At 72.0% G+C, this 24,104-nt stretch carries 21 protein-coding genes, 1 tRNA gene and 1 pseudogene; 8 read left to right on the top strand and 15 right to left on the bottom strand.

Annotated features, from left to right (window positions below; genetic code table 11):
• Positions 1-13: 13 nt before the first annotated feature.
• Positions 14-568 carry a DUF6434 domain-containing protein gene (locus OHT74_RS07215; RefSeq protein ID WP_328619762.1) on the bottom strand — a complete coding sequence of 185 codons (555 nt, stop codon included), beginning with the start codon at positions 566-568 and terminating at the stop codon, positions 14-16.
• 130 nt (positions 569-698) lie between these two features.
• On the opposite strand from OHT74_RS07215, the gene OHT74_RS07220 reads away from it, so the two are divergent.
• The 3 genes from OHT74_RS07220 (at position 699) to OHT74_RS07230 (ending at position 3,497) form a co-directional block, all read left to right on the top strand.
• The gene (locus tag OHT74_RS07220; RefSeq protein ID WP_328619763.1) at positions 699-1,286 is read left to right on the top strand and encodes a hydrolase; all 588 of its coding nucleotides are present in this window, start codon (positions 699-701) and stop codon (positions 1,284-1,286) included.
• Positions 1,287-1,463: 177 nt separating this feature from the next.
• Positions 1,464-2,375, top strand: coding sequence for an SAM-dependent methyltransferase (locus OHT74_RS07225; RefSeq protein WP_328619764.1), 912 nt, complete (start codon positions 1,464-1,466; stop codon positions 2,373-2,375).
• 3 nt (positions 2,376-2,378) lie between these two features.
• Positions 2,379-3,497, top strand: coding sequence for a terpene synthase family protein (locus OHT74_RS07230; protein WP_328619765.1), 1,119 nt, complete (start codon positions 2,379-2,381; stop codon positions 3,495-3,497).
• A gap of 21 nt (positions 3,498-3,518) precedes the next feature.
• On the opposite strand, the gene OHT74_RS07235 is transcribed toward OHT74_RS07230, so the two are convergent.
• Genes OHT74_RS07235 through OHT74_RS07255 form a run of 5 tightly spaced genes read right to left on the bottom strand, consistent with a single transcriptional unit; the run spans position 3,519 to position 7,905 of the window.
• Positions 3,519-4,901 (bottom strand): cytochrome P450, encoded by a 1,383-nt coding sequence (locus OHT74_RS07235; RefSeq protein ID WP_266661720.1) that lies wholly within the window; start codon positions 4,899-4,901, stop codon positions 3,519-3,521.
• Entirely contained in the window at positions 4,898-5,518 is a 621-nt protein-coding gene (locus tag OHT74_RS07240; RefSeq protein ID WP_266661722.1) for a GTP-binding protein, read from the bottom strand. The genes OHT74_RS07235 and OHT74_RS07240 overlap by 4 nt, the downstream gene beginning before the upstream one ends.
• A complete protein-coding gene (locus tag OHT74_RS07245) occupies positions 5,499-5,858 on the bottom strand; it encodes a DUF742 domain-containing protein (RefSeq protein WP_266661724.1) in 360 nt (119 codons plus the stop codon). Before OHT74_RS07245 ends, OHT74_RS07240 begins: the two co-directional genes overlap by 20 nt.
• Positions 5,855-6,262: a roadblock/LC7 domain-containing protein gene (locus OHT74_RS07250; RefSeq protein WP_054223664.1), complete on the bottom strand. Its 408-nt coding sequence runs from the start codon at positions 6,260-6,262 to the stop codon at positions 5,855-5,857. The genes OHT74_RS07245 and OHT74_RS07250 overlap by 4 nt, the downstream gene beginning before the upstream one ends.
• The gene (locus OHT74_RS07255; protein WP_328619766.1) at positions 6,259-7,905 is read right to left on the bottom strand and encodes a sensor histidine kinase; all 1,647 of its coding nucleotides are present in this window, start codon (positions 7,903-7,905) and stop codon (positions 6,259-6,261) included. Before OHT74_RS07255 ends, OHT74_RS07250 begins: the two co-directional genes overlap by 4 nt.
• Positions 7,906-8,331: 426 nt before the next feature.
• Between OHT74_RS07255 and OHT74_RS07260 the strand changes: the two genes are divergently transcribed.
• The 3 genes and pseudogenes from OHT74_RS07260 (at position 8,332) to OHT74_RS07270 (ending at position 13,130) form a co-directional block, all read left to right on the top strand.
• Positions 8,332-8,706 (top strand): effector-associated constant component EACC1, encoded by a 375-nt coding sequence (locus tag OHT74_RS07260; protein ID WP_266998271.1) that lies wholly within the window; start codon positions 8,332-8,334, stop codon positions 8,704-8,706.
• Positions 8,703-9,308, top strand: a pseudogene (locus OHT74_RS42100) (caspase family protein); the annotation flags it as partial. The gene OHT74_RS07260 and the pseudogene OHT74_RS42100, both read left to right, overlap by 4 nt.
• A 21-nt stretch (positions 9,309-9,329) precedes the next feature.
• The gene (locus OHT74_RS07270) at positions 9,330-13,130 is read left to right on the top strand and encodes a wHTH domain-containing protein (protein ID WP_328619768.1); all 3,801 of its coding nucleotides are present in this window, start codon (positions 9,330-9,332) and stop codon (positions 13,128-13,130) included.
• Between the two features lie 131 nt (positions 13,131-13,261).
• On the opposite strand, the gene OHT74_RS07275 is transcribed toward OHT74_RS07270, so the two are convergent.
• Positions 13,262-13,335: transfer RNA gene (locus OHT74_RS07275), tRNA-Pro, on the bottom strand.
• Between the two features lie 108 nt (positions 13,336-13,443).
• On the opposite strand from OHT74_RS07275, the gene OHT74_RS07280 reads away from it, so the two are divergent.
• Positions 13,444-13,986: a DUF309 domain-containing protein gene (locus tag OHT74_RS07280; RefSeq protein WP_266661736.1), complete on the top strand. Its 543-nt coding sequence runs from the start codon at positions 13,444-13,446 to the stop codon at positions 13,984-13,986.
• Positions 13,987-14,124: 138 nt separating this feature from the next.
• Here OHT74_RS07280 and OHT74_RS07285 read toward each other — a convergent pair whose 3' ends face one another.
• Genes OHT74_RS07285 through OHT74_RS07300 form a run of 4 tightly spaced genes read right to left on the bottom strand, consistent with a single transcriptional unit; the run spans position 14,125 to position 17,385 of the window.
• On the bottom strand, positions 14,125-14,514 hold the full coding sequence (locus OHT74_RS07285) for a VOC family protein (RefSeq protein ID WP_266998222.1): 390 nt from the start codon (positions 14,512-14,514) through the stop codon (positions 14,125-14,127).
• 5 nt (positions 14,515-14,519) lie between these two features.
• Positions 14,520-15,158: a LutC/YkgG family protein gene (locus OHT74_RS07290; protein WP_328619769.1), complete on the bottom strand. Its 639-nt coding sequence runs from the start codon at positions 15,156-15,158 to the stop codon at positions 14,520-14,522.
• On the bottom strand, positions 15,155-16,633 hold the full coding sequence (locus tag OHT74_RS07295; RefSeq protein ID WP_328619770.1) for a lactate utilization protein B: 1,479 nt from the start codon (positions 16,631-16,633) through the stop codon (positions 15,155-15,157). The genes OHT74_RS07290 and OHT74_RS07295 overlap by 4 nt, the downstream gene beginning before the upstream one ends.
• Entirely contained in the window at positions 16,630-17,385 is a 756-nt protein-coding gene (locus OHT74_RS07300) for a (Fe-S)-binding protein (RefSeq protein WP_266661744.1), read from the bottom strand. The genes OHT74_RS07295 and OHT74_RS07300 overlap by 4 nt, the downstream gene beginning before the upstream one ends.
• A gap of 18 nt (positions 17,386-17,403) precedes the next feature.
• On the opposite strand from OHT74_RS07300, the gene cobF reads away from it, so the two are divergent.
• Positions 17,404-18,156: a precorrin-6A synthase (deacetylating) gene (gene cobF / locus OHT74_RS07305; protein WP_266661746.1), complete on the top strand. Its 753-nt coding sequence runs from the start codon at positions 17,404-17,406 to the stop codon at positions 18,154-18,156.
• A 16-nt stretch (positions 18,157-18,172) separates the two neighbouring features.
• Here the strand turns inward: cobF and OHT74_RS07310 are convergent, their stop codons facing one another.
• The 4 genes from OHT74_RS07310 to OHT74_RS07325 form a co-directional block, all read right to left on the bottom strand.
• Positions 18,173-19,342 (bottom strand): aminotransferase class V-fold PLP-dependent enzyme, encoded by a 1,170-nt coding sequence (locus OHT74_RS07310; protein ID WP_328619771.1) that lies wholly within the window; start codon positions 19,340-19,342, stop codon positions 18,173-18,175.
• Positions 19,343-19,438: 96 nt separating this feature from the next.
• Complete coding sequence (locus OHT74_RS07315) at positions 19,439-21,109, bottom strand: glycoside hydrolase family 71 protein (RefSeq protein ID WP_328619772.1); 1,671 nt, start codon at positions 21,107-21,109, stop codon at positions 19,439-19,441.
• 130 nt (positions 21,110-21,239) lie between these two features.
• Positions 21,240-22,658, bottom strand: a complete 1,419-nt coding sequence (locus OHT74_RS07320; protein WP_328619773.1) for a family 2B encapsulin nanocompartment shell protein — start codon at positions 22,656-22,658, stop codon at positions 21,240-21,242.
• Entirely contained in the window at positions 22,655-24,064 is a 1,410-nt protein-coding gene (locus OHT74_RS07325) for a family 2 encapsulin nanocompartment cargo protein terpene cyclase (protein WP_328619774.1), read from the bottom strand. The genes OHT74_RS07320 and OHT74_RS07325 overlap by 4 nt, the downstream gene beginning before the upstream one ends.
• Between the last annotated feature and the right edge of the window lie 40 nt (positions 24,065-24,104).

Below are 24,104 nucleotides of genomic sequence, written 5' to 3' on the forward strand. Positions count from 1 at the left end.
CGGGTGGCCGGGGTCAGTCCTTCGGGAGGGCTCGGTGGGCCTGCCAGGCGGCCAGGGCCTGCTGCCGGGTGCCCTCCGGGTGGCGGGCGTGCCAGTCGCGCAGGAACCGGTTGAATTCGAACTGGGCGGCGACCTCCTGGGGTTCGGCAGCCCGGGCGCGGGTGCCGTGCCAGTGGGCGACGGCCTCGGCGAGGGTGTGTCCCGCATGCTGGGCGACGTAGTCCCGCATGAAGGCGTCGAAGTGGAATCCGGGCCCGATCTCCCGGACGAAGTACTCCCGGAGCACCTGGCTGCACCGCTGGCCCTGCGGGATCACGGTGCCGCCGTCGACGGGGGCCGTGAGCTGCCGCCCTGGGCGGCGCCGGGCCCGGACCGGCTCCGGCGTCCGGATCCCGTCGAGTGCGGCGGCCAGCCGGGCCGTCAGCGCCACCTTGCCACCCCCGGCGGACAGGCCCATCTCCCGTGCGAGCGCGTACAGTTCGGCCAGCGTCCAGTACCAGCGCGTCAGCTCCGCCCCGGTCAGCGCCGGGGTCAGGTCGGGCCGGGACTCCCCTGCATTCGCACACATGTTCCCATTCTAGGAGCGAGGGTCGCCCGGTCGCCGCCACGCCGGTCGGCGCGGACCCGGCCGCAGGCGAGGCGCGCCCCCGGTTTCATGGACATGACCCGTGACGCCCGGATCCACCGGAGGAGACCCCATGACCGCCGCAGCCGACCGCACCCGCCTGACCCTCGACGACGGCACCGCCCTGGTCCTCATCGACCTCCAGCAGGGGATCCTGGGGCTGCCCACCACCAGGCCCGCCGCCGAGATCCTCGGGAACGGCGTCGCCCTTGCCGAGGCGTTCCGCGCCCACAAGCTGCCGGTGGTGCTGGTCAGGGTCGCGTGGTCGCCCGACGGCGGCGACCTGCCCACCACGGACGTCGACCGCCCGGGTCCGGCCGCCGCGCCGCCCGCCGCGTTCTCGGAGATCCCGGCCGAGCTCGCCGCCCTCGGCGACGTCGTCGTGACCAAGCGCCACTGGGGCGCCTTCACCGGGACCGAGCTCGACCTCCAGCTGCGCCGCCGCGGCATCCACCGGATCGTCCTGGCCGGCATCTCGACCAGCGTCGGCGTCGAGTCCACCGCGCGTACGGCCTGGGAGCACAGCTACTCCCTGGTCTTCGCCGAAGACGCCACCGCCGACACGGACCCCGCGTCCCACGCCCATTCGTTCGGCAAGATCTTCCCGCGCATCGGCAAGGTCACCACGACCGCCGAGATCATCTCCGCACTCAACGCCTGACGGTATCCGGCCATTCACGTATGGCTATATCTGACGTGACATCAAATGGCCTGAATTGATGCCGTTTCAGCTGTGGTTATGCTCATCACCCAAGTGAACGAGGACTTTTATCGATCACTTATGGGCAGAGTGGGGCGGCCGATTGACACCCCCACGCGACGCAGGACCGGAGAACCGATGGACAGCAACCTTGTCATCCAGACCCCCGCTGGTGGCCAGGACTTCGACGAGAGCCAAGTACCGCTCTATTACAGCGGCAAGACCGTGGAGATCCTCCACAAGTACGGCCCGGGACCCCGGGTCCATTTCCACATGGGCCTCTTCGTCCCGGGTGCCACACCGAACACCACGGTCGCCCAACGCGTGCTCAAACGCCGCATCGTGGAGTCCCAGGAAGCCATCGTCGAGCATGCGGCCCGCAGCTGGGGGGCGTACTCCACTCCCCCCGGCAGCGTCCTCGACATCGGCTGCGGAGTCGGCGGCGGGTCGCTCTACTGGGCCCAGGAGCACGGTGCGACGGTCACCGGGCTCACCGTCGCGGCCGATCACATACCCGTGATCGAGGACTTCGCCCGCCAGGCCGGTGTGGGCGACCGCGTCACCCCCCTCCTGGCCGACGTGCACGCCTTCACCGCCGACCGGAAGTACGACGCCGCGTACGCCAACGAGAGCTCCGGCTACATGGACCGCGAGCGGCTCTTCCAGGTCGTGGCCGAATCCCTGAAGCCCGGCGGCTGGTTCGGGATCCAGGAGCACTTCATCTGCCGGCCCGAGTGGACCGAGTTCATCGACGGCTACTACAAGACACGCCTCGGCACCCTCACCGAGTACCTCGCCGCCGCCGAGGCGGCCGGTTTCGAGCTGGAGCAGGACGAGGACGTCACCGACCGCGTCGCCGAGTTCTGGGTGCAGTCCATGGCCTGGAACACCGCCGAGCTGGACCGCGTGGAGAGCCCCGGCGCCCCGTCCCACTGGTCGCCCGAGCGGCTCCGGGAGTCCGCCATCACGCACGGCAAGCTGTTCCGCATCTGGCGCGACCACGCGCTGGAGACCCGGCTGCTGCTGTTCCGTCTCGGCGGGGGCAGCTGACCGATGGCACCCGCGTACGGCGACAACACCCACCCCTCCCGGATCGGCTGGCAACTGCCGCCGTTCTACTGGCCGTTCGAGAGGGGTCTGATCCACCCCAAGGCGGCCGAGCTCGAAGAGCGCTCCATCGCCTGGATCGATGCCTTCGGTCTGTACCCCGACGCCACCGAGCGCGCCTGGGGACTGGCCTCGCGCAGCGCCGACCTCGTCAGCCGGATCGTCCCCCACGGCGACGTGGAGACCATGCTGGTCTTCGCCCAGTGGTGCTACTGGGCCTTCGCCGCGGACGACTGGCAGGACTCCGGCGCCGGCGCGACGCCCACCGCGTCCGTCGTCGCCCACGGGACCCGGCTGCTCCGCGTCCTCGAGGCGCCCGGCACCGGCCTGCTGCCGCCCGGGCCGCACAGCGCCGCGCTGGAGGACCTCGCGGCCCGCACCCGGGCCGTACTCACTCCGTTCCAGCTGCGCCGCTTCACGGAGGGCACGCAGGAGTGGCTGCTCGGCGCCGCCTCGCAGGCCGCCCACGCCGAGCGGGGCACCATGCCGGGCCTGAACGACTTCGCGGCGACGCGGAGCTGGATCGGCGGCACGCGGTTCCTGCTGACCTGGTGCGAGGCGGCGGCCGGTATCGACGTGCCGGCCGACGTGCTGTACTCGCCGCCCGTCCAGGCCATGACCGAAGCCGCCGGGTTCATCGTCGCGTGCGACAACGACCTGTTCTCGTACAACAAGGACGACCACCACGAGCCGCTGGAGCAGAACCTGCTCAACGTGCTGGCCGAGGAGCACGGCTGTACGCCCGCCGAGGCGCTGCCCGCCGCGTACGCCCTGCGGGACCGGTCGATGACTCTGTTCGTGCGGCTGGGCCGGCAGCTGGCGCGGGGCGCCGACGAGCAGCTCGGCAGGTACCTCACCGCGCTGGAACACTGGATCGTGGGCGACACCGAGTACCACGACCGCGCGCCGCGCTATGCCAGTCCGCGCAACCGCAACAAGCTTCCGGTCGAGGGGGCCTCGTACGACATCACCTGGACCGACACGCCCAGTGACCCGAGCGTCGAGCCGCTGCCGGTCCAGGCTCTCGCCTGGTGGTGGCAGCAGCTCGACGCCCCGTCGCACTGAGGCGGCCGGGTCTCGCCGGCCTCAGCCGCGCCCGAGCAGACGCGACCACCACGAGGCCCGGCCCGCGGGCCGCTCCTCCGTGAACGGGGCGGCCGGCGGGGCCGGGGGCGCCGCCGCCGGCCGCTGCGCTGCGGGTACCGGCGTGGTGCCGGTGACGGTGGCGCCGCGCGGGGTGAACCGTACGGGCAGTGCCACCAGGTGACGCGACAGCAGCGAGGAGGTCCACCGGAGCTCGTCCTCGGGGACGGCGAGCTCCAGGTCGGGCAGGCGTGTCAGCAGGGTGTCGATGCCGGTGTCGGCGATGGCCCGGCCGATGTCCTGTCCGGGGCACTCGTGCGGACCGCTGCTGAAGGCCAGGTGGGAGCGGTTGCCGTGGACGGGCACGTTGAGATCGGGCCGGATCTCGGGGTCGACGTTGCCCGCCGCCAGCCCGAGCAGCAGCATGTCGCCCGCCTTGATCCGCGTTCCGGCCAGCTCCGTGTCACCGGTGGCCCAGCGTCCGAGCATCGTCATGAACGGGGGCTCGTCCCACAGGACCTGCTCCAGGGCGTCCGGGAGGGTCATGTGGCCGCCGGACAGGTTCGCGCGGAAACGGCGATCGGTGAGCACCATGCGCAGGGTGTTCGCGATCAGGTTGGCGGTCGTCTCGAAGGCCGCGATCAGCACGAGCCGCAGGTGCTCGACGGCCTCGTCGTCGTTGAGTGCCGTGGGGTGTTCCACGAGCCAGGTGGTGAAGTCCCGTCCGGGCACCTCCCGCTTGCGTTCCACGAGCTCGCGGAGGGTGACCGAGACGAACTCGAAGCTGGCGACGGCCGTCTCCGTGCCCTGGATCATGTCGCGGGCGGCCTCGACGAGACGGGGTCCGTAGGACTCCGGCGCCCCGACGAGCTGGGTCATCACCAGCATCGGCAGCGGCTCGGCGAAGTCCTCGACGAGGTCGGCCTTCCCGGTCTGTACGAAGGCGTCGATCAGCTGGTCGGCGAAGCGCTTGACGTAGCGGCGTATGCCGCGGCGGTCGAAACGCACCAGGGACTCGGTGATCGCCCCGCGCAGCCGCTCGTGCTCGACGCCCTCGACGAGGTGGCACGCGGGCTGCCAGGCGGTCATCGGTGTCAGGGGGTGGTCGGCGGGAACGTTTCCCTCCTGCTGGTCCCGCCAGTGGCGCGGGTCGCGGGCGAACCGGGAGGGGGTGCGCACCACGTCCAGGTTCTCGCGGTGGCCGAGCACCAGCCAGGCCGGGAGGTCACCCTGGACGAGGACGGGGGCCACCGCGCCGTGCTCGGCGCGCAGCTTCTCGTACAGGCCCATGGGGTCGGCCTCGGCCTCGGGGCCGTAGAGCCGGTGGGCCGGGCAGCCGGGCGGCGGGGCGGCCGGACCCGGCTGGGGGACGGGGGTGGTGCTCACAGTGCCTCCGGGGTCGCGGCGAGGGAGTGCAGGTAGCGCATGAGCGTCATCAGGACGTCGCGGCTGGAGTCGCGCCGCCGGGCGTCACAGAAGACGAGCGGTACGGACGCGGGCAGGTCGAGGGCGGCGCGCAGGTCCTCCAGAGGGTGCTCGGGCGCGTCGGGGAAGGAGTTGACGGCGACCACGAACGGCACACCGCGCTCCTCCAGCCGGCCGAGCACGTCGAAGCTGACCTCCAGCCTGCGGGTGTCGACCAGGACCACCGCGCCGAGCGCGCCCTCGAACAGGCCGCGCCACAGGAACCAGAAGCGTTCCTGGCCGGGCGTGCCGAACAGGTACAGCACCAGCTCCTCGTTGATGCTGATGCGGCCGAAGTCCATGGCCACGGTGGTGGAGGTCTTGCGTTCCACCCCCGCCGTGTCGTCGACGCCGACCCCGGCCTGGGTCATCGTCTCCTCGGTGGTGAGCGGCCGGATCTCGCTGACCGAGCCGACGAGGGTCGTCTTGCCGACCCCGAAGCCGCCCACGATCACCACCTTGACTGCGGCGGCGGCCGTGGCCGGCAGCGCGTCCTCGCGCCGGGGCGCGGTGGCCCGGTCAGAGCTTTCGAAGTCCATCGATGACTGCCTCAATCAGTGCCAGGTCCGGGAGTTTGGCGGGGGCGACGGGTGGGCGGGAGAGCACGTGTCCGGCGGCGAGCAGGTCACCGAGGAGTACGGTGACCACGCTCACCGGCAGGCCGAGATACGCGGAGATCTCGGCCACCGAGAGCGGCGACTGGCACAGCCGCATGATCGCCGCGTGCTCCGGCTGCATCCCGGGCTTGGGCCCCGACTTGGCGATGATCAGCGTGACGAGGTCGACGTGGGCGGGGACTAACCCGCCACTGCGGCCGCCGGTGATCACGTAGAGCCGCTCCGGGGTGCCGTCCTCCCAGTCGCCGCCGGGGTTGCTCACGCCGGCTGCCCGTCGCGGCGCGGCGGGCTGCTCAGGTGTTCTCCGATCCGGGCGACGAGGTCGCGCATGCGCTGGCCCATCAGGCCTGCGTCGACGCCTTCGTCGGCCAGTACGGCGAGGAAGGCGCCGGCACCGGCCGCCATCAGGTAGAAGAAGCCGCCGTCCATCTCGATGACGACGAGCCGCATCCGCCCGCTGCTGCCCGGGAGTTCGGAGGCGACGGCGCCGGCGAGGCTCTGCAGTCCGGCGCAGGCGGCGGCGAGCCGGTCGGCGGTGTCGGTCTCCGCGCCGTACTGCGCCATGCGCAGGCCGTCGGCGGACAGGACGATGACGTGGCGGGTCTGCGGGACGCCCTCGGCCAGGTCCTTGAGCATCCAGTCCATATTGGTCTGCTGCTGGCTCATGGCTGTTCCCCCTTGCTCGCCGAGGCCGGCGAGGCGTCTGTGTTCTGGCTTGCTGCGCCGCTCCGGCTCGCGGCGGTCTCGCTCGCGGCCGGCTGGCTCTCCCCGGACAGGCCGCCCTGGAAGGCGGCCAGCCACATCCCGGGCTGGACCTCGGGCCGGGGATCGGACGCGGGCTCGGGCACGGCTCCGTACCCGTATCCGGCGCGCTCGGCGGCCGCCTCGGCCGCTGCCGTGATCCGGTCGCCGGTGGCGATCGGCTCCGGCGCCACGGCGCGGGTCTTGCGGCGGCGCTGCGGCAGGCCGTTCGGGGTCCGCTCGGTCACGGCGGGTACCTCGTCGGGGACTGCCGGCATCCGGGGGCCGGTGACCGGGCGGGCGGCCGGCACGCCGGCCTCTGCGGTGGCGGCCGAGGCTGCCTGGGTCGTTGCCGTGCCGGCCGGCGGGAGCGCGGCGCGGGGGCCCGAGGCGGTGCCGATGCCGTGGGCGACGCCGGTCGCGGCGGACGCGGTGGTGATCAGCTGCTGCGGGATGACCAGCACGGCCCGTACGCCGCCGTACGCCGACGAGCGCAGCGAGACCTGGAAGTCGTACGCCTGCGAGAGCCGGCCGACCACGGCGAGGCCCAGGCGCGGGGTCTCCCCGAGGTCGGTGAGGTCGATGCCCTGCTGCGCCTGGCGGAGCATGCGCTCGGCGCGCTTGCGGGCCTCCTCGCTCATGCTCACGCCGCCGTCCTCGATCTCGACGGCGATGCCCGAGTTCACGTCGACGGCGGTCAGATGGACCTTCGTCTGCGGCGGCGAGTAGCGGGTGGCGTTGTCCAGCAGCTCGGCGAGCGCGTGGATGAGCGGCTCGACGGCCGGTCCGACGACGGCGACCTGCGAAACCGAGTGGAGCTCGACGCGCTGGTAGTCGATGATCCGCGACATGGCACCGCGCAGCACGCTGTACAGCGGGACGGCCTTGCTCCACTGGCGGCCGGGCCGCGCCCCGCCGAGAACGGCGATGGAGTCGGCGAGACGGCCGATGAGGGCCGTGCCGTGGTCGAGCCGCAGCAGGTCGCCGAACACGTCCGGGCTGCGGCCGTGCCGGTCCTCCATCTCCCGCAGCTCCTGGGCCTGTTGGTGCACGATGGCCTGGACACGGCGGGCGATGTTGACGAAGGCGCGCTGCGCGGAGTCGCGCAGGTCCTCCTCGGCGACGACGGCGTCGAGCACCGAGCGCAGCACGGCCTGGTGCGCCGCCCTGAACTCCGGTGTCAGGCCGGGCCCGTGGGTCTCGGGCTCCTCCAGGGAGGCGAGCACCTCCTCGGGGAACTCCCCCTTGCGCAGCCGCTCCACGACATCGGGCAGCAGCTCCTGCGCCAGCCGTACGGTCTCGGCCTGCTGCCGGCGCAGGGCCGCCTCGTGCGCGGCCACCGTCAGCCGCAGCGCGGCCACCGTTTTGCCGCGCCGGGCGGCCTCACCGCAGGAGAGGGCCACGGCCACGAAGGCCACGGCGCCGATCCAGGCGACGGGGGTGCGGGCAGGTGCGGACACCTGCGCCACGGCGATCGCCGCAGCGGCGGCGGTCAGCAGGGCGGGCAGCGCCCATGCGACGGGTGAGGTGGGCCCTGGACTTCCGGGCGACGATCCCACGCGAACCATCAGAACCCTCAAACGATCGAAAGCGAATGATCATATGACAACGGCCCGGAATCTTAGCGTCTATATGCAGGTCCCTTGACAGCAGGTCATGATGCGGACACAGCAAGCGGGTTGAGACTCCCCCGATCTGGCCGAAACTCGCGGTCAACCAGGACTCCAGACACGCCTTACGCCGCCCCCGACAGCCCCGGCGGCGCCCGTCCTCCGCCCGTTCCGCCCCACCGCACCACGCTGGTCACGCCGTCCCTCACGGATCGGCTGGTTCCCGCCACCCAACGCCGGTGGGCCTTGCACGGGCGGGTGGTCCGAGACGGGTGTGCAGGTGACTTCTGCTTCCTCCTGGATTGACGCAATCCGGTGAGTGGCGGCGCTCACATGGCTAGGCTCACAGCAACGTTGCACGTTCACACGTCCGGGACGGTGGGGATGAAGTTTCGTATTCTGGCGAACGGCGACGAGGAGTCGCTCGTCGACCTCCAATCATGGCTGACCGACGATCCCGGAACCGCCCGGCTGCCGATCGCCACGGTCACAGGACCCGGCCCGACGATGGGCGCGCTGGAGGCGCTCGACGTCGTCGTGGGCAGTGCCGTCGACATCGCGAACTTTGCGCTCGCCTACGTGACCTGGCGTTCCGTGAAGCGCGACGAGCAGCGGGGATCTGCCGCGGACGGAGAGCACGGTGGGCAGCGCCTCGTACACGGGGACAGCACGGTGAGCATCGGCCACCTCTCCTCGGAGGAATTGGCCGACCTGCTGCGCCGTCTGAACGACACCCGACCCGGGGGAGCAGACGAGTGACCTCAGGTGTCGGCCGATCGCGGGCCGTCCTCTTCGGCGTCCACGATTTCCGCCAGCTGCCCCCGCTGGACGGCGTCCGCCACAACGTGCCGGCCTTGCGCGAGCTGCTCACCAGCGACGACGTCGGCGGACTGGCGGAGGAGGACTGCATCGTCGTGCCACACGACGGGACGCAGCAGCAGATGCTGGACGCCTTGCACGACGCCGCGGAGGAGGCCAGCGATCTGCTGCTGGTCTACTACGCGGGACACGGGCACTTCGGCGGCCGCGACCGCTCGTTCTTCCTGGCCACGCAGGACTCCAGCGGACATCGCCCGTACCACTCGGTGAAGTACAACGACATCCGTGACCTTGTCTCAGGCTCGGCCGCGCAGCGGAAAGTGGTCGTCATCGACTGCTGTTTCAGCGGCCGGGCCCTGTCCATGTCGGACGAACAGACTCCGACGCAGCTGGACATGGAGATCACCGGTGCCTGCGTCCTGACCTCGGCGGCGGACACGGAGCGCTCCCTGTGTCTGCCGGAGGGCAGCGTCTTCACCACGGAACTCACCGGCCTGCTGCGGGAAGGGCTCAGCGGCGAACTGACCGGCGGGCGCAGGGGTGAGCACCTTTCCGAACTCACCATGACCGACGTCTTCAACGCCCTTCACACCAGGCTCCAGGGCAAGACGGTCGAGGGCCTCCGAGTTCCCCAGCCCAGGATGAGCACGCGCGACCTCGGTCACCAGATCGTGCTCGCCCGGAACCGGGCGTACGTGGGGACAGCGGAAGGCAGCGCCGGGTACGGAGCGGCGTCGCCACCCGATGAGCACGAGTGGGTGGCGGCGGCGCGCGACCATCCGCTGTGGAACTACGTCGCCGACGAGCGCGGACTGCCCCTGCTGCGCGACACCGCCACAGCACTGGCCTCCCGGGCGGCCGCAGCGACAACGCGGGACAGCGCGGCGCTCACCGATGACCCGTGGCACTCCCTGTCCTTCACCGATCGGATGGCCGAGTGGACCGACAGCTTGCTACTGGACAGCAGCCTGCGCCCCGCCGAACTCGAGCTCTCGGCGGCCGAGGTCTTCCTGCTCGTCACCCATCCGTACCTGCACGCCGCGTTCTGGAAGCACAACGCGAGCCAATACAGCGCCATCGACCCGACCAACCTCGCGGACGTGCAGAGCACGTCACGGGCCCGGCGAAGCTACGAGTTGTTCCTGCGGGGCCAGCCCCGGCTGGTCCGCCGGGCCATGCGGAGCAAGGACCGCGGCGCGGCCGACGCGATCGGCTGGTGGCTCTTCCACCGCTGGCTCCTCCGGCAGGCGAGGTTCTACGAGCCCGCCTCCGTCGAGACCCTGCTGGATCACCTCGCAGTGCCCCTGGGCCAGCGCTCTCCGCGGGAGAAGCGACTCGTCGAGGATGTTCTGGAGCCCTCGCTGATGGCCCGGCTCCTGCGCTCCCCCAGGCTCCCCGGGGTGCTCGAGGAAGCCGCCACCAGGCCCCGTGGCGTGGGAGTGGCAGAGACCGCGCAGCGGGTCCGCACGCACCAGCTCGCAGAATTGCTGCGTATCGCCCACCTGTTCGCGATCGACCCGATCGCCCTGCCCGACGTGCTGGTGGACCACATCGGCATCGGCTACGCCGTCGACCTCCCGAGCCTTCACAGCACGCTGGCTGACTTCCGCTGGGAATCGAATGGGAGGACCCGGGTGCTGAGCGCCACTTGCAGCCACCTCGCGGTCGACCTCGGTCTGCGCCAGCACGCCTCCACCCTCGACACGTTTCTGGCCCGGATCGACATCAGTACCGGAGACGAGGAACGGCCGGCACTGCTGCGCAATCTCCCCCTGCACGTCACCGCCGAGCAGGTGGTTCCCGCTACGGAGGCGAACGGCCGCTGTGCGTACGAGTCGACCGAGCTGAGATTTCGGCTCGCCGACGACCGTATCCAGGAACTGTTGATGGGCGAGGAGCTCTACGGAGATCCTGCCCTCGCCATCCGCGAGCTCTACCAGAACGCCCTGGACGCTTGCCGTTACCGAGAAGCACGTACGAAATACCTGCGCGCCACCGGATCCCGGCTGGCACCGTACGTCGGCACCATCACTTTCACCCAGGGAGTCGACGAGAAGGGCCCGTACCTGGAATGCCGTGACAACGGGATCGGCATGGGCGAGATCGAACTCCGGGACGTGTTCTCGCATGCCGGCATGCGGTTCGCCGACCTGCCGGAGTACATGGAGGAGCGGGCGAGGTGGCGGGAACACGGCATCTCCATGCACCCCAACAGCCAGTTCGGCGTGGGCGTGCTCAGCTACTTCATGCTGGCGGACGACATCACCGTCACCACCTGCCGGCTCACTCCCGACGGACTGCCGGGCGAGCACCTGCGCGTCGAGATCGCCGGCCCCGGCTCCCTGTTCCGCATCCAGCGGCTGGAGCGCTGTCCCGACGCCTACACCACCGTCCGCCTCAGACTCAGGTCGTCCGAGGTCGCGTCCTGTGTCGACGTGTTGCGCCGCATCCTGTGGTTGTCCGAGTTCGAAGTCACTGCGCGCGACGACCGGGGAGAGACGCAGCTCTGGGAGGCCAACGTCCTGTGCGACATGGCTCCGCTGGGCGCTGACGATCCCCACGATCCGGACGCCGCGCGCGTGGAGGGCGTGGTCACCGTGGCCGGCTCGACGCCCGCAGTCTGGTGGTGCAGTACCGAAGGCGCGGTGCTGGCAGACGGCCTGTGGGCCGGAGAACACCGCTTCGGGGCGGTGGTGAACCTGTCGGGCCAGCACACGCCCCGGCTCACCGTGGACCGGCGGCGGATCATCAACGTGGACACCGCCGAGATCGAACGGCTGCTTCGGCAGGAGATCCCCAGCCTGCTGGGCGCGAAGGACGCCGTCTTCCGGCATGACTGGCTGGCGCGGGTGCTGCAAGAGAGCCCGGGGCTGGCCGATGACATCTTTGCGGAAGCGGTGCAAGTCCGGTTCGCACCATGGCGGATCGCAGAGCGCGAGGTGGACATCACCAAGTCCGGCTATTTCGCGGAAGACAGTCGCCGCCTGAATTCTCCGTTCGGCGAAGACGAACTCTTCCTGAGCCGTCACACCAGGATGAGGTATGTCGAGAACTTCAGGATGGAGGCTTTGACGAATTCAGGCTTCTTTCCGGGGTTGGTCGTCACCAAGCCCTCTTCCTCGGCCCTGCCCGTGCCGTCTGACATCTACCTTCTGATGCCGAAATGGGAGACGAGCGAAGCCGATCTGGGGTGGCCGGGGTCGGCGTCGTTCCCTGCCTCCGAGATCAGCCTCGGACTGATCGTGCAGGCCGCCCGCAGGACCGGACGGTCCGGCGAGGAAGTTGCCGCTCGCCTGGAGCAACTCGGCTTCGCCACACCGTCCACACCATTGCCCCGGCTCGAATCCGGCGATCTCACCATCATCAGCGAGCGCCTCTCAGGAAGCCCGCCCTGGCTAGGCTCCGGCAAGCCGGTGCCCCCCGCTCACATCATCCAAGCCGCGACCGTCACCGGGCACACCACCGACCACATCATCAACCGCCTGACCAAGCTGGGCTACCACGTGCTCACCCGTTCCATACCGCAATTCGGACCTGACGACCTGGTCATCCTCAGCCGCGACCTGGACGGGCAGATGCCCTGGCTCGACCCCGAGACGCCGGTCGACATCGGTCACGTGGTGCAGGCCGCCGCCGCGACCGGGTGGTCCACCGAGGAAGTCGCCGCTCGCCTCGAGGAACTGGGCTTCCCCGCCTCCGCCGCACCATTTCCCCGGCTCGAGACGGGCGACCTCCTCATCGTCAGCGAAGACCTCACAGGACACCCGCCCTGGCTCGGGCCCGGCAAACCGGTGCACCCCGCCCACATCAACCAAGCCGCGACCGCCACCGGATGCACCACCGACCACATCGTCAACCGCCTGACCAAGCTCGGCTACCGCATGCCTGCCGATCCGACACCGCGATTCGAACTTGGCGACCTGCACATCCTCAGCCAGAACGTCAACGAACGAGCACCCTGGCTGGACCTGTACGAGAGTGTTCATCCCGCCCACATGGCGCTGGCCGCGTCCGCGACCGGACACACCATCGAATACGTGGCCTCCCGTCTCACCGAATTCGGCTTCCGCGCTCCAGCCATCCGCCTGCCTTCGGCAGAACCGGACGATCTCAGGATCATCAGCCGTGATCTGGATGCAGCGCCACCCTGGCTCAGCTTCGACGATCCGGTCCGACCCACTCACATCCTGCAGGCTGCCAACGCCACGAAGCGCACCCCCCACGCCATCGCATCCCGTTTCGCAGAGCTCGGGTACAGGCTGCCCGATTTCATCGGCCTGACCGCCGAGCCACAAGCGCTGGAGCAGTCGGCCACCGAATTCGTCAAACGGGTCACCGAGGAGCTGTCCCCCGCAGGCGAGTAGTCGTGAGACGGGCCGTCCGCCCTCGACTGGCCTGGGGCGGACGGCCGATCGGCGCCCCGAAGGTGCCGGAAAACGATAAGGGGCCGTTTCGGATTTCTCCGAAACGGCCCCTTATCTACGACTCTTTCGAGTCGGGACGACAGGATTTGAACCTGCGACCCCTTGACCCCCAGTCAAGTGCGCTACCAAGCTGCGCCACGTCCCGTTGTGCTGTTGATCTGGGGTTTCCCCCGTCCCTGCGGCACATGCAGAACATTACCCCACGTAGAGGGGTGCGCATGCACGGGTTTCCGGCGGGAGAGAGGATGGCCGGGTGAACGGACGGGATCGGGACGGTGAGGGGCGGGCGCGGAGCGCGCGGCCCCGGGACGGGCTGGGGCGGCCGCTGCCCTACGGGGCGCCGGGGGTGGAGCGGCAGCCCGAGGGGGTCGTGCGGACGCCCGCCGAGACGCTGGCAGAGGCGCAGCGGCTGCTGGACGCCGGGATGCCGTTCCACGCGCACGAGGTGTTCGAGGACGCCTGGAAGTCCGGCCCGCCGGCCGAGGCACCGCTGTGGCGGGCTCTCGCGCAGCTGGCGGTCGGCCTCACGCACGCCGCGCGCGGAAACGCCGTCGGCGGCGCCCGCCTGTTGCGCCGTGGGTCCGACGCTCTTGCCCTGGCGGGGCGGGACACGGCGACGGCGCCGGAGACAGTCGCCGGGCCGGGCGGGGCGCAGTCTCCGTACGGGATCGATGTGCCGGGCCTGGTCCGCTGGGCCCGGGAGTTGGCCCTGCGCGTGGAGGCCGGGCCGGCGGTCGACGCGGCGGCAGAGGCTCCGCAGCTCGCCTCCCGTCCGGACCGGCCGAACCCCGCCTGACCGCAGGCGGGCCGATGGCAACCGATGCGGCCGACCGGGGCGGCGGGCGCGCGCCAGGGCTCCGACCGGGGCCGGCGCGGCGGCCGACCGTCGGCCCAGGCCCCGGAAGCGGCCAATGCGGGTGGTCGCGGCAGTGGGCTACGCCGGCTCGAGGAGGTCCCAGCGGTTGCCGTAGAGGTCTTCGAAGACGGCCACCGAGCCGTACGCCTCGTGGCGCGGCTCCTCCAGGAAGCGGACGCCCTCCGCAGTCATCCGGGTGTGGTCCCGGGCGAAGTCGTCGGTGTACAGGAAGAAGCCGACCCGGCCGCCCGTCTGGTCCCCGACCCGGGAGCGCTGGGCCTCGTCCTTGGCGAGGGCCAGCAGCAGCGCTGCCTCGGTGGCGCCGTCCGGGCGGACCACGACCCAGCGGGAGCCGTCGGGGCGCGCGGTGTCCTCGACGAGGGTGAAGCCGAGGGCACGGGTGTAGAAGTCGATGGCCTCGTCGTAGTCGCGGACGACGAGGGCGGTGAGGGCGATGTATGCGGGCATGGGACTCATTCTGCTGGTCCGGTCAGCAGGACCACCTCCAGGGTGCGCGGGCCGTGCACACCCTCCACCCGGTCGAGTTCGATGTCGCTGGTGGCGGAGGGTCCGGAGATCCAGGTCAGCGGTCGCGCCGGGTCCAGCAGGGGCAGTGCCCGCGGGACCGAGTCCACCACCTGGTCCGGGACCCGGACCACGCAGATGTGGTGGTCCGGGATCAGGGTGATACGGCGCCGGCCCTGCCCGGGGCCGCCGTCGAGGACGATCGTGCCGGTCTCGGCGATCGCCAGGGCGCAGCCGGTCACCACGCTGTCCACCGCGTCCAGTTCGTACGGGGTGGAGGCTGCGCGGTCGTGGACGCGGGTGGTGTCCGCCGCCGCGAGCCAGTACGGGGGCAGGCCGGGCGGGACGAGGACGCTCCGCGCGCCCCGCTCGGCCAGCAGACGCACAAGGAGCAGCGCGAGGCCGTCCTCGTCCGTGCGGTGCACCTTGGCGCGGTACTCGGACAGGTTGGCGGCGAGGAGGTCCGCCGTCTCTGCCGGGGTGCGGGCGCCGTGGACCGGGAGGTAGTCCCGCGGGACGGCGGGGTCGGGGGCGCCGTCCGCCACCGCCCGCCGGATCCGGCCCAGGATGCGGTCCCTGCTGCTCATTCCTGCCCTCCCCGCTCCCGGGACCACCAGTCGCGGAACGGTTCCGGCGGGGGCTCCGGGAGGTCCCTGGTGTCCGTCCACGCCCGGCCGGGACCCGGCAGGCGGCGGGGCCGGAGCCGGCGGGACCGGGCCAGGAGGCGTTCCCCCGCACGCAGCGCGCCCGGGTGGTCCAGGAGCAGCCGGGCGGCCCGCATCGCGGCCCGTTCGGCGGTGTGGCCGTGCGCGGGGCGGATCCGGACGCGGATGCCCTCCCGGGTCACCGGGCCGCCCTGGGCCACCCGTTCGCGCAGGTGGACGAGGACCTCGGGGATGTCGATGGCGACCGGGCAGACCTCGTAGCAGGCCCCGCACAGGGTGGACGCGTACGGCAGCGAGGCGTCGATCTCACTGCCCGTACCCCGTAGTTGGGGGCTGAGGATGGCGCCGATCGGCCCGGGGTAGACCGAGCCGTACGCGTGGCCGCCGGCGCGCTCGTACACCGGGCAGACGTTCAGGCAGGCGGAGCAGCGGATGCAGCGCAGGGCCTGGCGGCCCACCTCGTCGGCGAGGGTGTCGGTGCGGCCGTTGTCGAGGAGGACGAGGTGGAAGGCGGAGGGGCCGTCGCCGTCAGTGGTGCCCGTCCACATCGTCGTGTACGGGTTCATCCGCTCGGCCGTCGACGAGCGCGGCAGCGTCTGGAGGAAGATCTCCAGGTCCCGGAAGGCCGGCACGACCTTCTCGATGCCCACCACCGAGATCAGGGTCTCGGGCAGCGTCAGGCACATCCGGCCGTTGCCCTCGGACTCGAAGACGACCATCGTGCCCGTCTCGGCGACCATGAAGTTGGCGCCGGAGACCCCGACCTTCGCGCGCAGGAACTTCTCGCGCAGGTGCAGGCGCGCCGCCTCGGCGAGTTCGCGCGGGTCGTCACCGAGCCCGTCCGGCGCCGGGAGGCCCAGGCGGCCCATCTCCGCCTCGAAGATGTCCCGGATCTCGGCCCGGTTGCGGTGGATGGCAGGGACCAGGATGTGCGACGGGCGGTCGTGGCCGAGCTGGACGATGAGCTCGGCCAGGTCCGTCTCGTACGCGGCGATCCCGGCCGCCTCGAGGGCCTCGTTGAGGCCGATCTCCTGGGTGGCCATGGACTTGACCTTGACCACCTCTCGGTGGCCCGTGGCCAGCACCAGCCCGGTCACGATCCGGTTGGCCTCGTCCGCGTCGGCCGCCCAGTGGACGGTGCCGCCCGCGGCCGTCACGGACTCCTCCAGCTGGAGCAGGTAGCGGTCCAGGTGGCGCAGCGTGTGGTCCTTGACGGCCTTGCCCGCCGCGCGCAGCCGGTCCCAGTCGGCCAGCTCGGCGACGGCCCGGGCCCGTTTGTCGCGGATGGTGTGGGTGGCGCGGCGGAGGTTGGCGCGCAGCACCCCGTCCCCGACGGCCTGCCGCGCCGCATCCGGGAAGGCGGGGAAGGCGGGCATCCCCATGAACGTCCCCGTCATCGCAGCGGTTCCTCCTCCGTCGAGGCCAGGATCTCGGCCAGGTGCAGGGCGCGCATCGTGTCCCCCCTGCGGCGCAGGATCCCGCCGAGGTGGGCCAGGCAGGAGTTGTCGGCCCCGCAGAGCACGTCCGCGCCCGTCCCCACCGCGCTGTCGATCTTGTCGGTGCCCATCGCCGCGGACACGTCCGGGTTCTTCACGGCGAAGGTCCCGCCGAAGCCGCAGCACTCCTCGGCGCCGGGCAGCTCGACCAGGTCCAGGCCCTTGACGGCGGCCAGCAGCCGCCGCGGGCGGTCCCCCAGCCCGAGCCCCCGCAAGCCGTGACAGGAGGGGTGATAGGTGACGGTGTGCGGGAAGTACGCGCCCACATCGGTCACCCCGAGTACGTCCACAAGGAACTCGGTCAGCTCGTGGACGCGCGGTACGAGGTCCCCGGCCAGCGCCGCCAGCCCGGAGCCCCGCCCCTCCTGCTCCGCCAGGCGGGCGATGCGCGGGTAGTGGGTGCGGACCATCGCGGCGCAGGAACCCGACGGGGTGACCACGTACGGGTACCCCGCGAAGGCCTCGGCGGTGCGCCGCAGCAGCGGTTCGCTCTCGCGCCGGTAGCCGGTGTTGTACTGCGGCTGGCCGCAGCAGCTCTGGGCCGCCGGGAAGTCCACGCCGACGCCGAGCCGCTCCAGCAGGCGTACGACGGCGATGCCGGTCCGGGGGTACAGCGCGTCGTTGACGCAGGTGACGAACAGGGCGGCACGCATGACGGGCAGAATAGCGGCGTGAAGAAGTTCTCAGTGATCGGCATAGGCGCGGGCGACCCGGACCACCTGACCCTCCAGGCGGTCAAGGCGATCGGCGCGGCGGACGCATTCCTCATCCTGGAGAAGGGCGAGGAGAAGGCGGATCTGACCGGGCTGCGGCGCGCGATGCTCGACGAGCACGCCCGCCCCGGCCACCGGCTCGTGGAGGGCCGCGACCCGGACCGGGACCGGACCCCGGACCGGTACGCACCGACGGTGGACGGCTGGCGCAGCGCGCGGGCCGAGATCTTCGAGCGGTTCATCGCCGAGGACCTGGCGGACGGCGAGACCGGGGCGTTCCTGGTCTGGGGCGACCCCTCGCTGTACGACTCCACGCTCGCCATCCTGGACGAGGTGCTGGAGCGGGGCCGGGTGGCGTTCGAGCACGAGGTCGTGCCCGGCATCAGCAGCATCTCCTCGCTGCTGGCCCGGCACCGGACCAACCTGAACCGGGTCGGCCGGCCGGTCCAGATCACCACCGGGCGGCGGCTGGCCGAGGGCTGGCCGCAGGACGTGGACGACGTGGTGGTGATGCTGGACGCGCGGCACGCCTTCACGGCCCACCTCGACCAGGACCTCTTCATCTACTGGGGCGCCTACGTCGGCACCCCGGACGAAATCCTGGTCTCGGGGAAGCTGGCGGAGGTCGCCGGCCGGATCGAGGAGCTCCGGACCGAGGCCCGCGCCCGCAAGGGCTGGATCATGGACACGTATCTGCTCCGGCGCGGCTAGGGGGTGTCCGGCGCCGTCATCCGACGTAGCCGGGGAGCACGGCGGCAAGCCGCTCGTACTCCTCGGGCCGGTTGTAGACCTGCCCGCAGACGCGGATGCCGCCGCCGCCCGGCCACGGCCAGACCAGCACCCGGATGCCCTGCTCCGCCGCGATCCGCTCGCGCAGGGCGCGGGCGGCCTCCGGGGTCTCGGCGGTGCCGGGCGGCAGCCGCAGGGAGCGCATCGCGAGGCCCTCGGTGTACGGGAGCGGGGTGATCCCGGGGATCTCGGCGAGCAGGGCCGCGCCGTGGGCGGCGAGGGCGCTGTTGTGGGCCCGCACCTTCGCGGCGTCCAGCCGGTCGAGGAGGTCCAGGCCCTCGGGGGCGGCGAGCCAGCCGGTGTAGTCGGCGGTGGCGCGGTTCTCGACGGAGCGGGGGAACCCGTCCCCGTCCTCCCAGGAGGGCACCAGCGCCCGGACCCGGCCGCGGTGTCCGGGGGCGACGGCGAGGACGGCGCTGCCGGAGGGGGCGTACCCCCACTTGTGCAGGTTGCCGAACCAGAAGTCGGCGCCCCCGGCGAGCGGGTCCGCGACCATGCCGGGGACGTGCGCCCCGTCGACGACGGTGGTGACCCCGCGGGCGGCCAGGTCGGCGAGCAGCCGGGGCGAGGCGATGAGCCGGGCGGTGGGCGAGCTGATGTGGTCGAGCAGCGCCACCTTGGTACGGGGCGTCAGCCCGGCCAGCACGGTCTCGCGTACGGCGTCCTCGTCGGGCAGGTACGGGTCCAGGGCCACGGTGTTGACGCGCGCGCGGCGGGCGGCGGCCGCGACGACCGTGCCGTATCCGTGGTCGGTGACCAGGATCTCGTCGCCGTCGGCGAACGGGACGGCGTCGAGGGCGAGGTTGGCGCCCTCGGTGGCGTTGCCGATGAAGGCGATGCCGTCGGGGTCGGCGCCGAAGTGCCGTGCGATACGGGCGCGGGCGCCGGCGATCCGGTCCGCGGCGCCGACGAAGAAGGCGTCGGGATCGGCGTGGAGCTCCGCCTGGAGCGCAGCCTGGGCCTCCTGCACGGGCAGCGGTACGGCGCCGAAGGACCCGTGGTTGAGGTGGGCGACCTCCGGATCCAGCCGGAACAGCCCGGGTCCCCCCGGGAACACGGCGGGGGCGGCAGGACGCAACGGAGCGGCGGGGGCGGTCGGGTCGGTCACGGGTCCTCCGAGGGGTGGTGTGCGGTTGCCCGCATGATGCGGGCCGCCCCGGACGGCCCGGAAGGGCCAATCCCGCCGAGGTGGCCGGTACGGCCCTCAGTCACGCCCGCTGGTGACGGCGTAATACTGCAGGTCCTGGACCTTCACCGTGCGGTCCGCCGCGTAGGGCAGTTTCACCTCCGTGCCGGGCTTGCCGCCGCGGACCACCACCGCCGAGCTGGTGCCCGGGCGCAGCGGGAGCAGTGCGGAGTGGATGCCGGCCGGGGCCTCGTGTTCGTCCTGGGCCGTGCCGACCGCCGTACGGACGGTCGCCGGGGCCGTCAGGAAGCTGAGCACCTCCACCGAGTCGCGGGGCGCGGCACTGCCCTTGCGCAGGGACATCACCAGCGACTGGGTGCCGGTGGGGTCGGCCGCGGCGAACTGGGTGCGGGCCGAGACGTAGAGCGTGTCGCGGACGATCTTCGGCCAGCTGCCCGTCTTGAACTTGGCCAGGTAGTACGAGGAAAGGTCCAGGTACGCGTACCCGTTGTGCAGCGAGGGCGCGAATTGGCTGCCCTCCGAGTAGTCGTTCCAGGTGGTGAGCTGCACCCAGTCGGCGCCGTCGTCGATGGCGTGCGTCCAGGTGGAGCGCAGGGTGGCGGTGTTGCCGGCCTCGTCGTAGATGCCCTGGTTGGGGCGGGCGTCCTGGACCGAGACGGGCTGCATCCAGATCTTGCCCATGCCGTGGGCCCGCTGCACGTCGCGGGTGGCGCTCTCCTGGCCGACGTAGCTGCGGCTGCCCCACTCGGAGAAGCCGTGGCTGATCGGCGCGAACCGTGCGCTGTTGGCGCCGAATTCGAGGAACGTCGGGACGAAGGCGGTGCGGATGCCGTGCCGGGTCCTCAGGAGGTCGAGGACCTGCGTCCACCAGGCAACGTCCTTCGCCTCCGCCTTGAAGGGGGAGACGACGAGCCGGCCGTCGCCGAGGCGGTGCGCGGCGGGGGCCTTGCCGAGGGCGGCGACGGCGTCGGCGAGCACGCCGGGGTCGTCGGTGTTCAGCGAGGTCATGTCCGGCATCAGCATGATCTTGAACGCGGGGTCGACCGCATGGGCGGCCTCCATCAGGAGGTGGGCGCGGTCCCGGTTCGGCCCGGACAGGGAGAGCATGTCGAGCGTGAACCCGTCGAGCCCGGCGGCGCGGGCGGTGCGCACCTCCTGCTCGAGGTTGGCGCGTTCCCAGTTGCCGCCCTTGGGCTGGACGGGCAGCGGCCGGTCGCGCAGCAGACCGCCGTACCGCTCGTGCTTGCCGTTCTCCCCGCCCGGGTTCAGGTAGTTGCGGGTGTAGTAGTCGGCGTCGGCGCTCGCGTTGTCCAGCGAGAGCGGGTACGGGGTGAAGTAGTGCGCGAAGACCAGCTTCCTGCCCGCGCCGCCGGTGCGCAGGGCGGCCGGCCCGGGCAGGTCGAAGGGCAGGGCTCCGGCGGGCCGTTGACCGGCGGCATCCCCCGCGCCCGCGGCACCGCCCTGGCCCTCACCACCCGGGCTCCCGCTCGGGGCGGGCGAGGCCTGACCGGTGGCGCTCGGCGCGGGGCTCCCGGAGCCCGTGTCGGGACCGGCGGACCAGGGCGTGCCGATCACGGCGGCGGAGGCGCCGTCCTGGCCGGAGGCGCGGGCGAACGGGTCCCAGGCGATGCCGGCGGCGGCGCAGACGCCGACGAGGAGGAAGGCGGCGGCCGACAGGGTCAGCAGCGGCCGGCCCCGGAACCCCCGGCGGCGGCGGTGTGAACTCATCGTGGATGCCCTCCCCTGCGCTGTGCCCCGGATGCGGGACTTGCACAGCAGTAGAGCCGATCGGCGGCTTCCGGACAACCGTTCGCAGGGGCACCGGCATCGACCGGGGCCGGCCCGGCCCGCCCGGAGGTCAGGAGCGGGCGCCCGCGACGTTCACGTTCTCCAGGATCCCGAGGGCGTCGGGGACGAGAACGGCCGTCGAGTAGTAGGCGCTGACCAGGTAGGACATGATCGAACGCTGGTCGATGCCCATGTAGCGGACGTTCAGGCCGGGTTCGTACTCCTCGGGGATCGCGGTCGGCCGCAGGCCGATGACGCCCTCCTGCTCCTCGCCGGTCCGCAGCGCGAGGATCGAGCTGGTGTGGCCGCCGACGATCGGGATCTTGCCGCAGGGCAGCAGCGGGATCCCGCGCCAGGCGGGTACCGACTTGCCCTGCACCTCGGCGTTGTCGGGGACGAGCCCGCGCTTGTTGCACTCGCGGAAGAAGGCGGCGATGGCCTTGGGATGGGCCAGCAGCACCTTGGTGCCGCGGCGCATGGTGAGCAGCTCGTCGAGGTCGTCGGGGGTGGGCGGCCCGGACCAGGTGTTGATCCGCTGCTCGTACGCGGCGTTGTGCAGCAGCCCGAACTCCCGGTTGTTGACGAGCTCCCACTCCTGACGCTCGCGCAAAGCCTCTACGGTCAGGCGAAGTTGCTGCTCGAACTGGTCCATCGGGTCGTTGTAGAGGTCGGCGACGCGGGTGTGGATCTGCAGGACGGTCTGGGCGAGGGAGAGTTCGTACTCGCGCGGGCTGAGGTCGTAGTCGACGAAGGTGCCGGGCAGCAGGGTCTCGCCCGCGTGGCCGGAGGCGAGCTCGATGTCCGCCTCGCCGCGCCGGTTGACCGGGCGGCGGCCGTTCTCCACGTACTGTCCGAGGTGGGCGCGCAGGGCGGCGGAGCGCTCCAGGACCTCCTGGAAGGCGCGCCAGCGCAGCACCATCACGGTGCCGGCGGTGGCGGCCCGAACGGAGTAGTCCCAGCGTGGTTCGGGCCGGCCGAGGGCGTCGTCGCCCAGCTGGTCGCCGTCGGCGACGACGCCGAGGACGTCCGGCGCGCCGTACTTGCCCTGGGCGCGCTTCTCGAGGCGGCCGTGGGCGATGACGAAGACCTCCTCCACGGGGGCTCCCTCCTCGACCAGGGTGTCGCCCGCGCGCAGGTCCCGTTTGACGAAGCGCACGGCGAGGTCCTCGAGGACCTCCTGGTCCTGGAAGCCCTTGAGGGTGGGGAGTTCGCCCAGGGTGGGCGCGAGGATCCGCACGTCGTCGGCGCCGGTCTGCACGAAGGAGACCCTGCCCCGGCCCACGGCGTGGCTCAGGCGCCGGTTGACGCGGTAGGTGCCCGCGCCGACGTTCACCCAGGGCAGTACGCGCAGCAGCCAGCGGGAGCTGATGCCCTGCATCTGGGGGACGGACTTGGTGGTCGTCGCGAGGTTGCGGGCGGCCGCGGTGCTGAGGGCGGCCTGCCGGGCCGCCTCTTCGGCCTCGGGGGCGGGGGCTTCGGGGGTGGTCATGCCGGGGTCCCTCCGTGCGTCGGGCCTTGCTCCGGGCCGTGCGTCCGGCCGTGCGTCGGGCCGTGCGTCCGGCCCTGCGTCGGGCCGCTGTCCTGGGCCGGGGCGCGGCCCGCGGGGTTGTAGCGGGCAGTCGTGCGGTGCCATTCCAGATTTCCGCCGAGCCAGGCCCATACGTCGGCCAGGAAGCGGATCAGCGGCGGGAATCCGGCCGCGGAGAGGAGGGCCGACTCCTCCTCGAAGGCGTGGACGAGCTCGTCGTGGAGGTCGGCGGAGCGGCGGACCGCCTCGGCCCGCGAGCAGCCCTCCTCGGCCTCGATCAGGGCCGGCAGGTTGTAGTTGACGGCGGCGCTCTCGTCCTCGCGGTGCATGGAGTAGAGGTCGTTGACGATGACGCTGGCGGAGGCCGCCTTGAGGACCGCGCCCCGCACGCGCGGGTCGGCGTACGCCTCGACGGGGAGCTCGTAGCCGCCCGCCGGGTCGAGCATCACCATGGTGGGGATGAAGCTGTTGTCCTGGCGGACGGCGAGGAACTCCCAGACCGGCGGGGTGCGGCCGGAGACGCGCCAGCCGGCCTCGGCGGTGTAGCCGGAGAAGAGCGCGGCCATCTCGTGCCGGTAGCGGGTGAGCTGGGAGCGGGTGGCGTACCGGGACAGGTGCTCGGTGCTGGAGCGCAGCGCGACGAGGACCGGGTCGGCGCACATGGCCTGCTCCAGCAGGGGCGCGTAGCGGGCCGGCAGATGGGCCGGGTCGATGGCGGCCAGGGCCTGGGACAGGTGGGTGGCGATCCGGAGCGGGACGGCGCCGGCGCTCTCGTCGTCGCAGTAGTAGTCGTCGGTGGCCCATTGGGCGAGGGTGCACTTGGCGGGGGCGAGCAGCCGGTCCGGGTCCTCGACGTGGGCGTAGGTGAGCATGGTGTACCGACCGAGCGAGAGCGCCCGTACCTCGTCCAGCCGGCCGGCGTAGATCCCGGTCTCCTCGGCCCAGGCGATGAGCCGGTCCTCGACCGCGTCCGCGAGGGCCGGGTCGTCGCGCTGCGGGGGCGGGCAGTACAGCTCGGGGACGGCGGGGTTCCCCCGGGACCGGCCGGGCGCCGCGGGGGCCGGTACGGCAGCCGGAGTCGGCGCGGGGACGACGGCCGGGGCCGGGGGCGGGAGGGCGGGACGGATGCGCAGGCTGCTGGTGCCCGGTCCGCCGGGACCCCCGCGCAGCCGGGCCAGCAGCGCGGCGCGGGACGGAACGGGAGGGGCGGGCGGTACGGGCGGGGCGGGCGGTACGGGCGGGTCGAACAGAACGGACAGGTCAGGCAGGCCGGTCAGGCCGGACAGGTCAGGCAGGCCGGGGAGAGCAGGCAGGGCGGACAGGTCGGGCGGGTGGGCGGGGTCGGCAGCGGGCGGATGCTTCTGCATGGCATGACAGTGCGATGCGGGCCCGGCGCACGGGTAGCCG

It is taken from the genome of Streptomyces sp. NBC_00354 (assembly GCF_036106915.1).
Classification (GTDB): domain Bacteria; phylum Actinomycetota; class Actinomycetes; order Streptomycetales; family Streptomycetaceae; genus Streptomyces.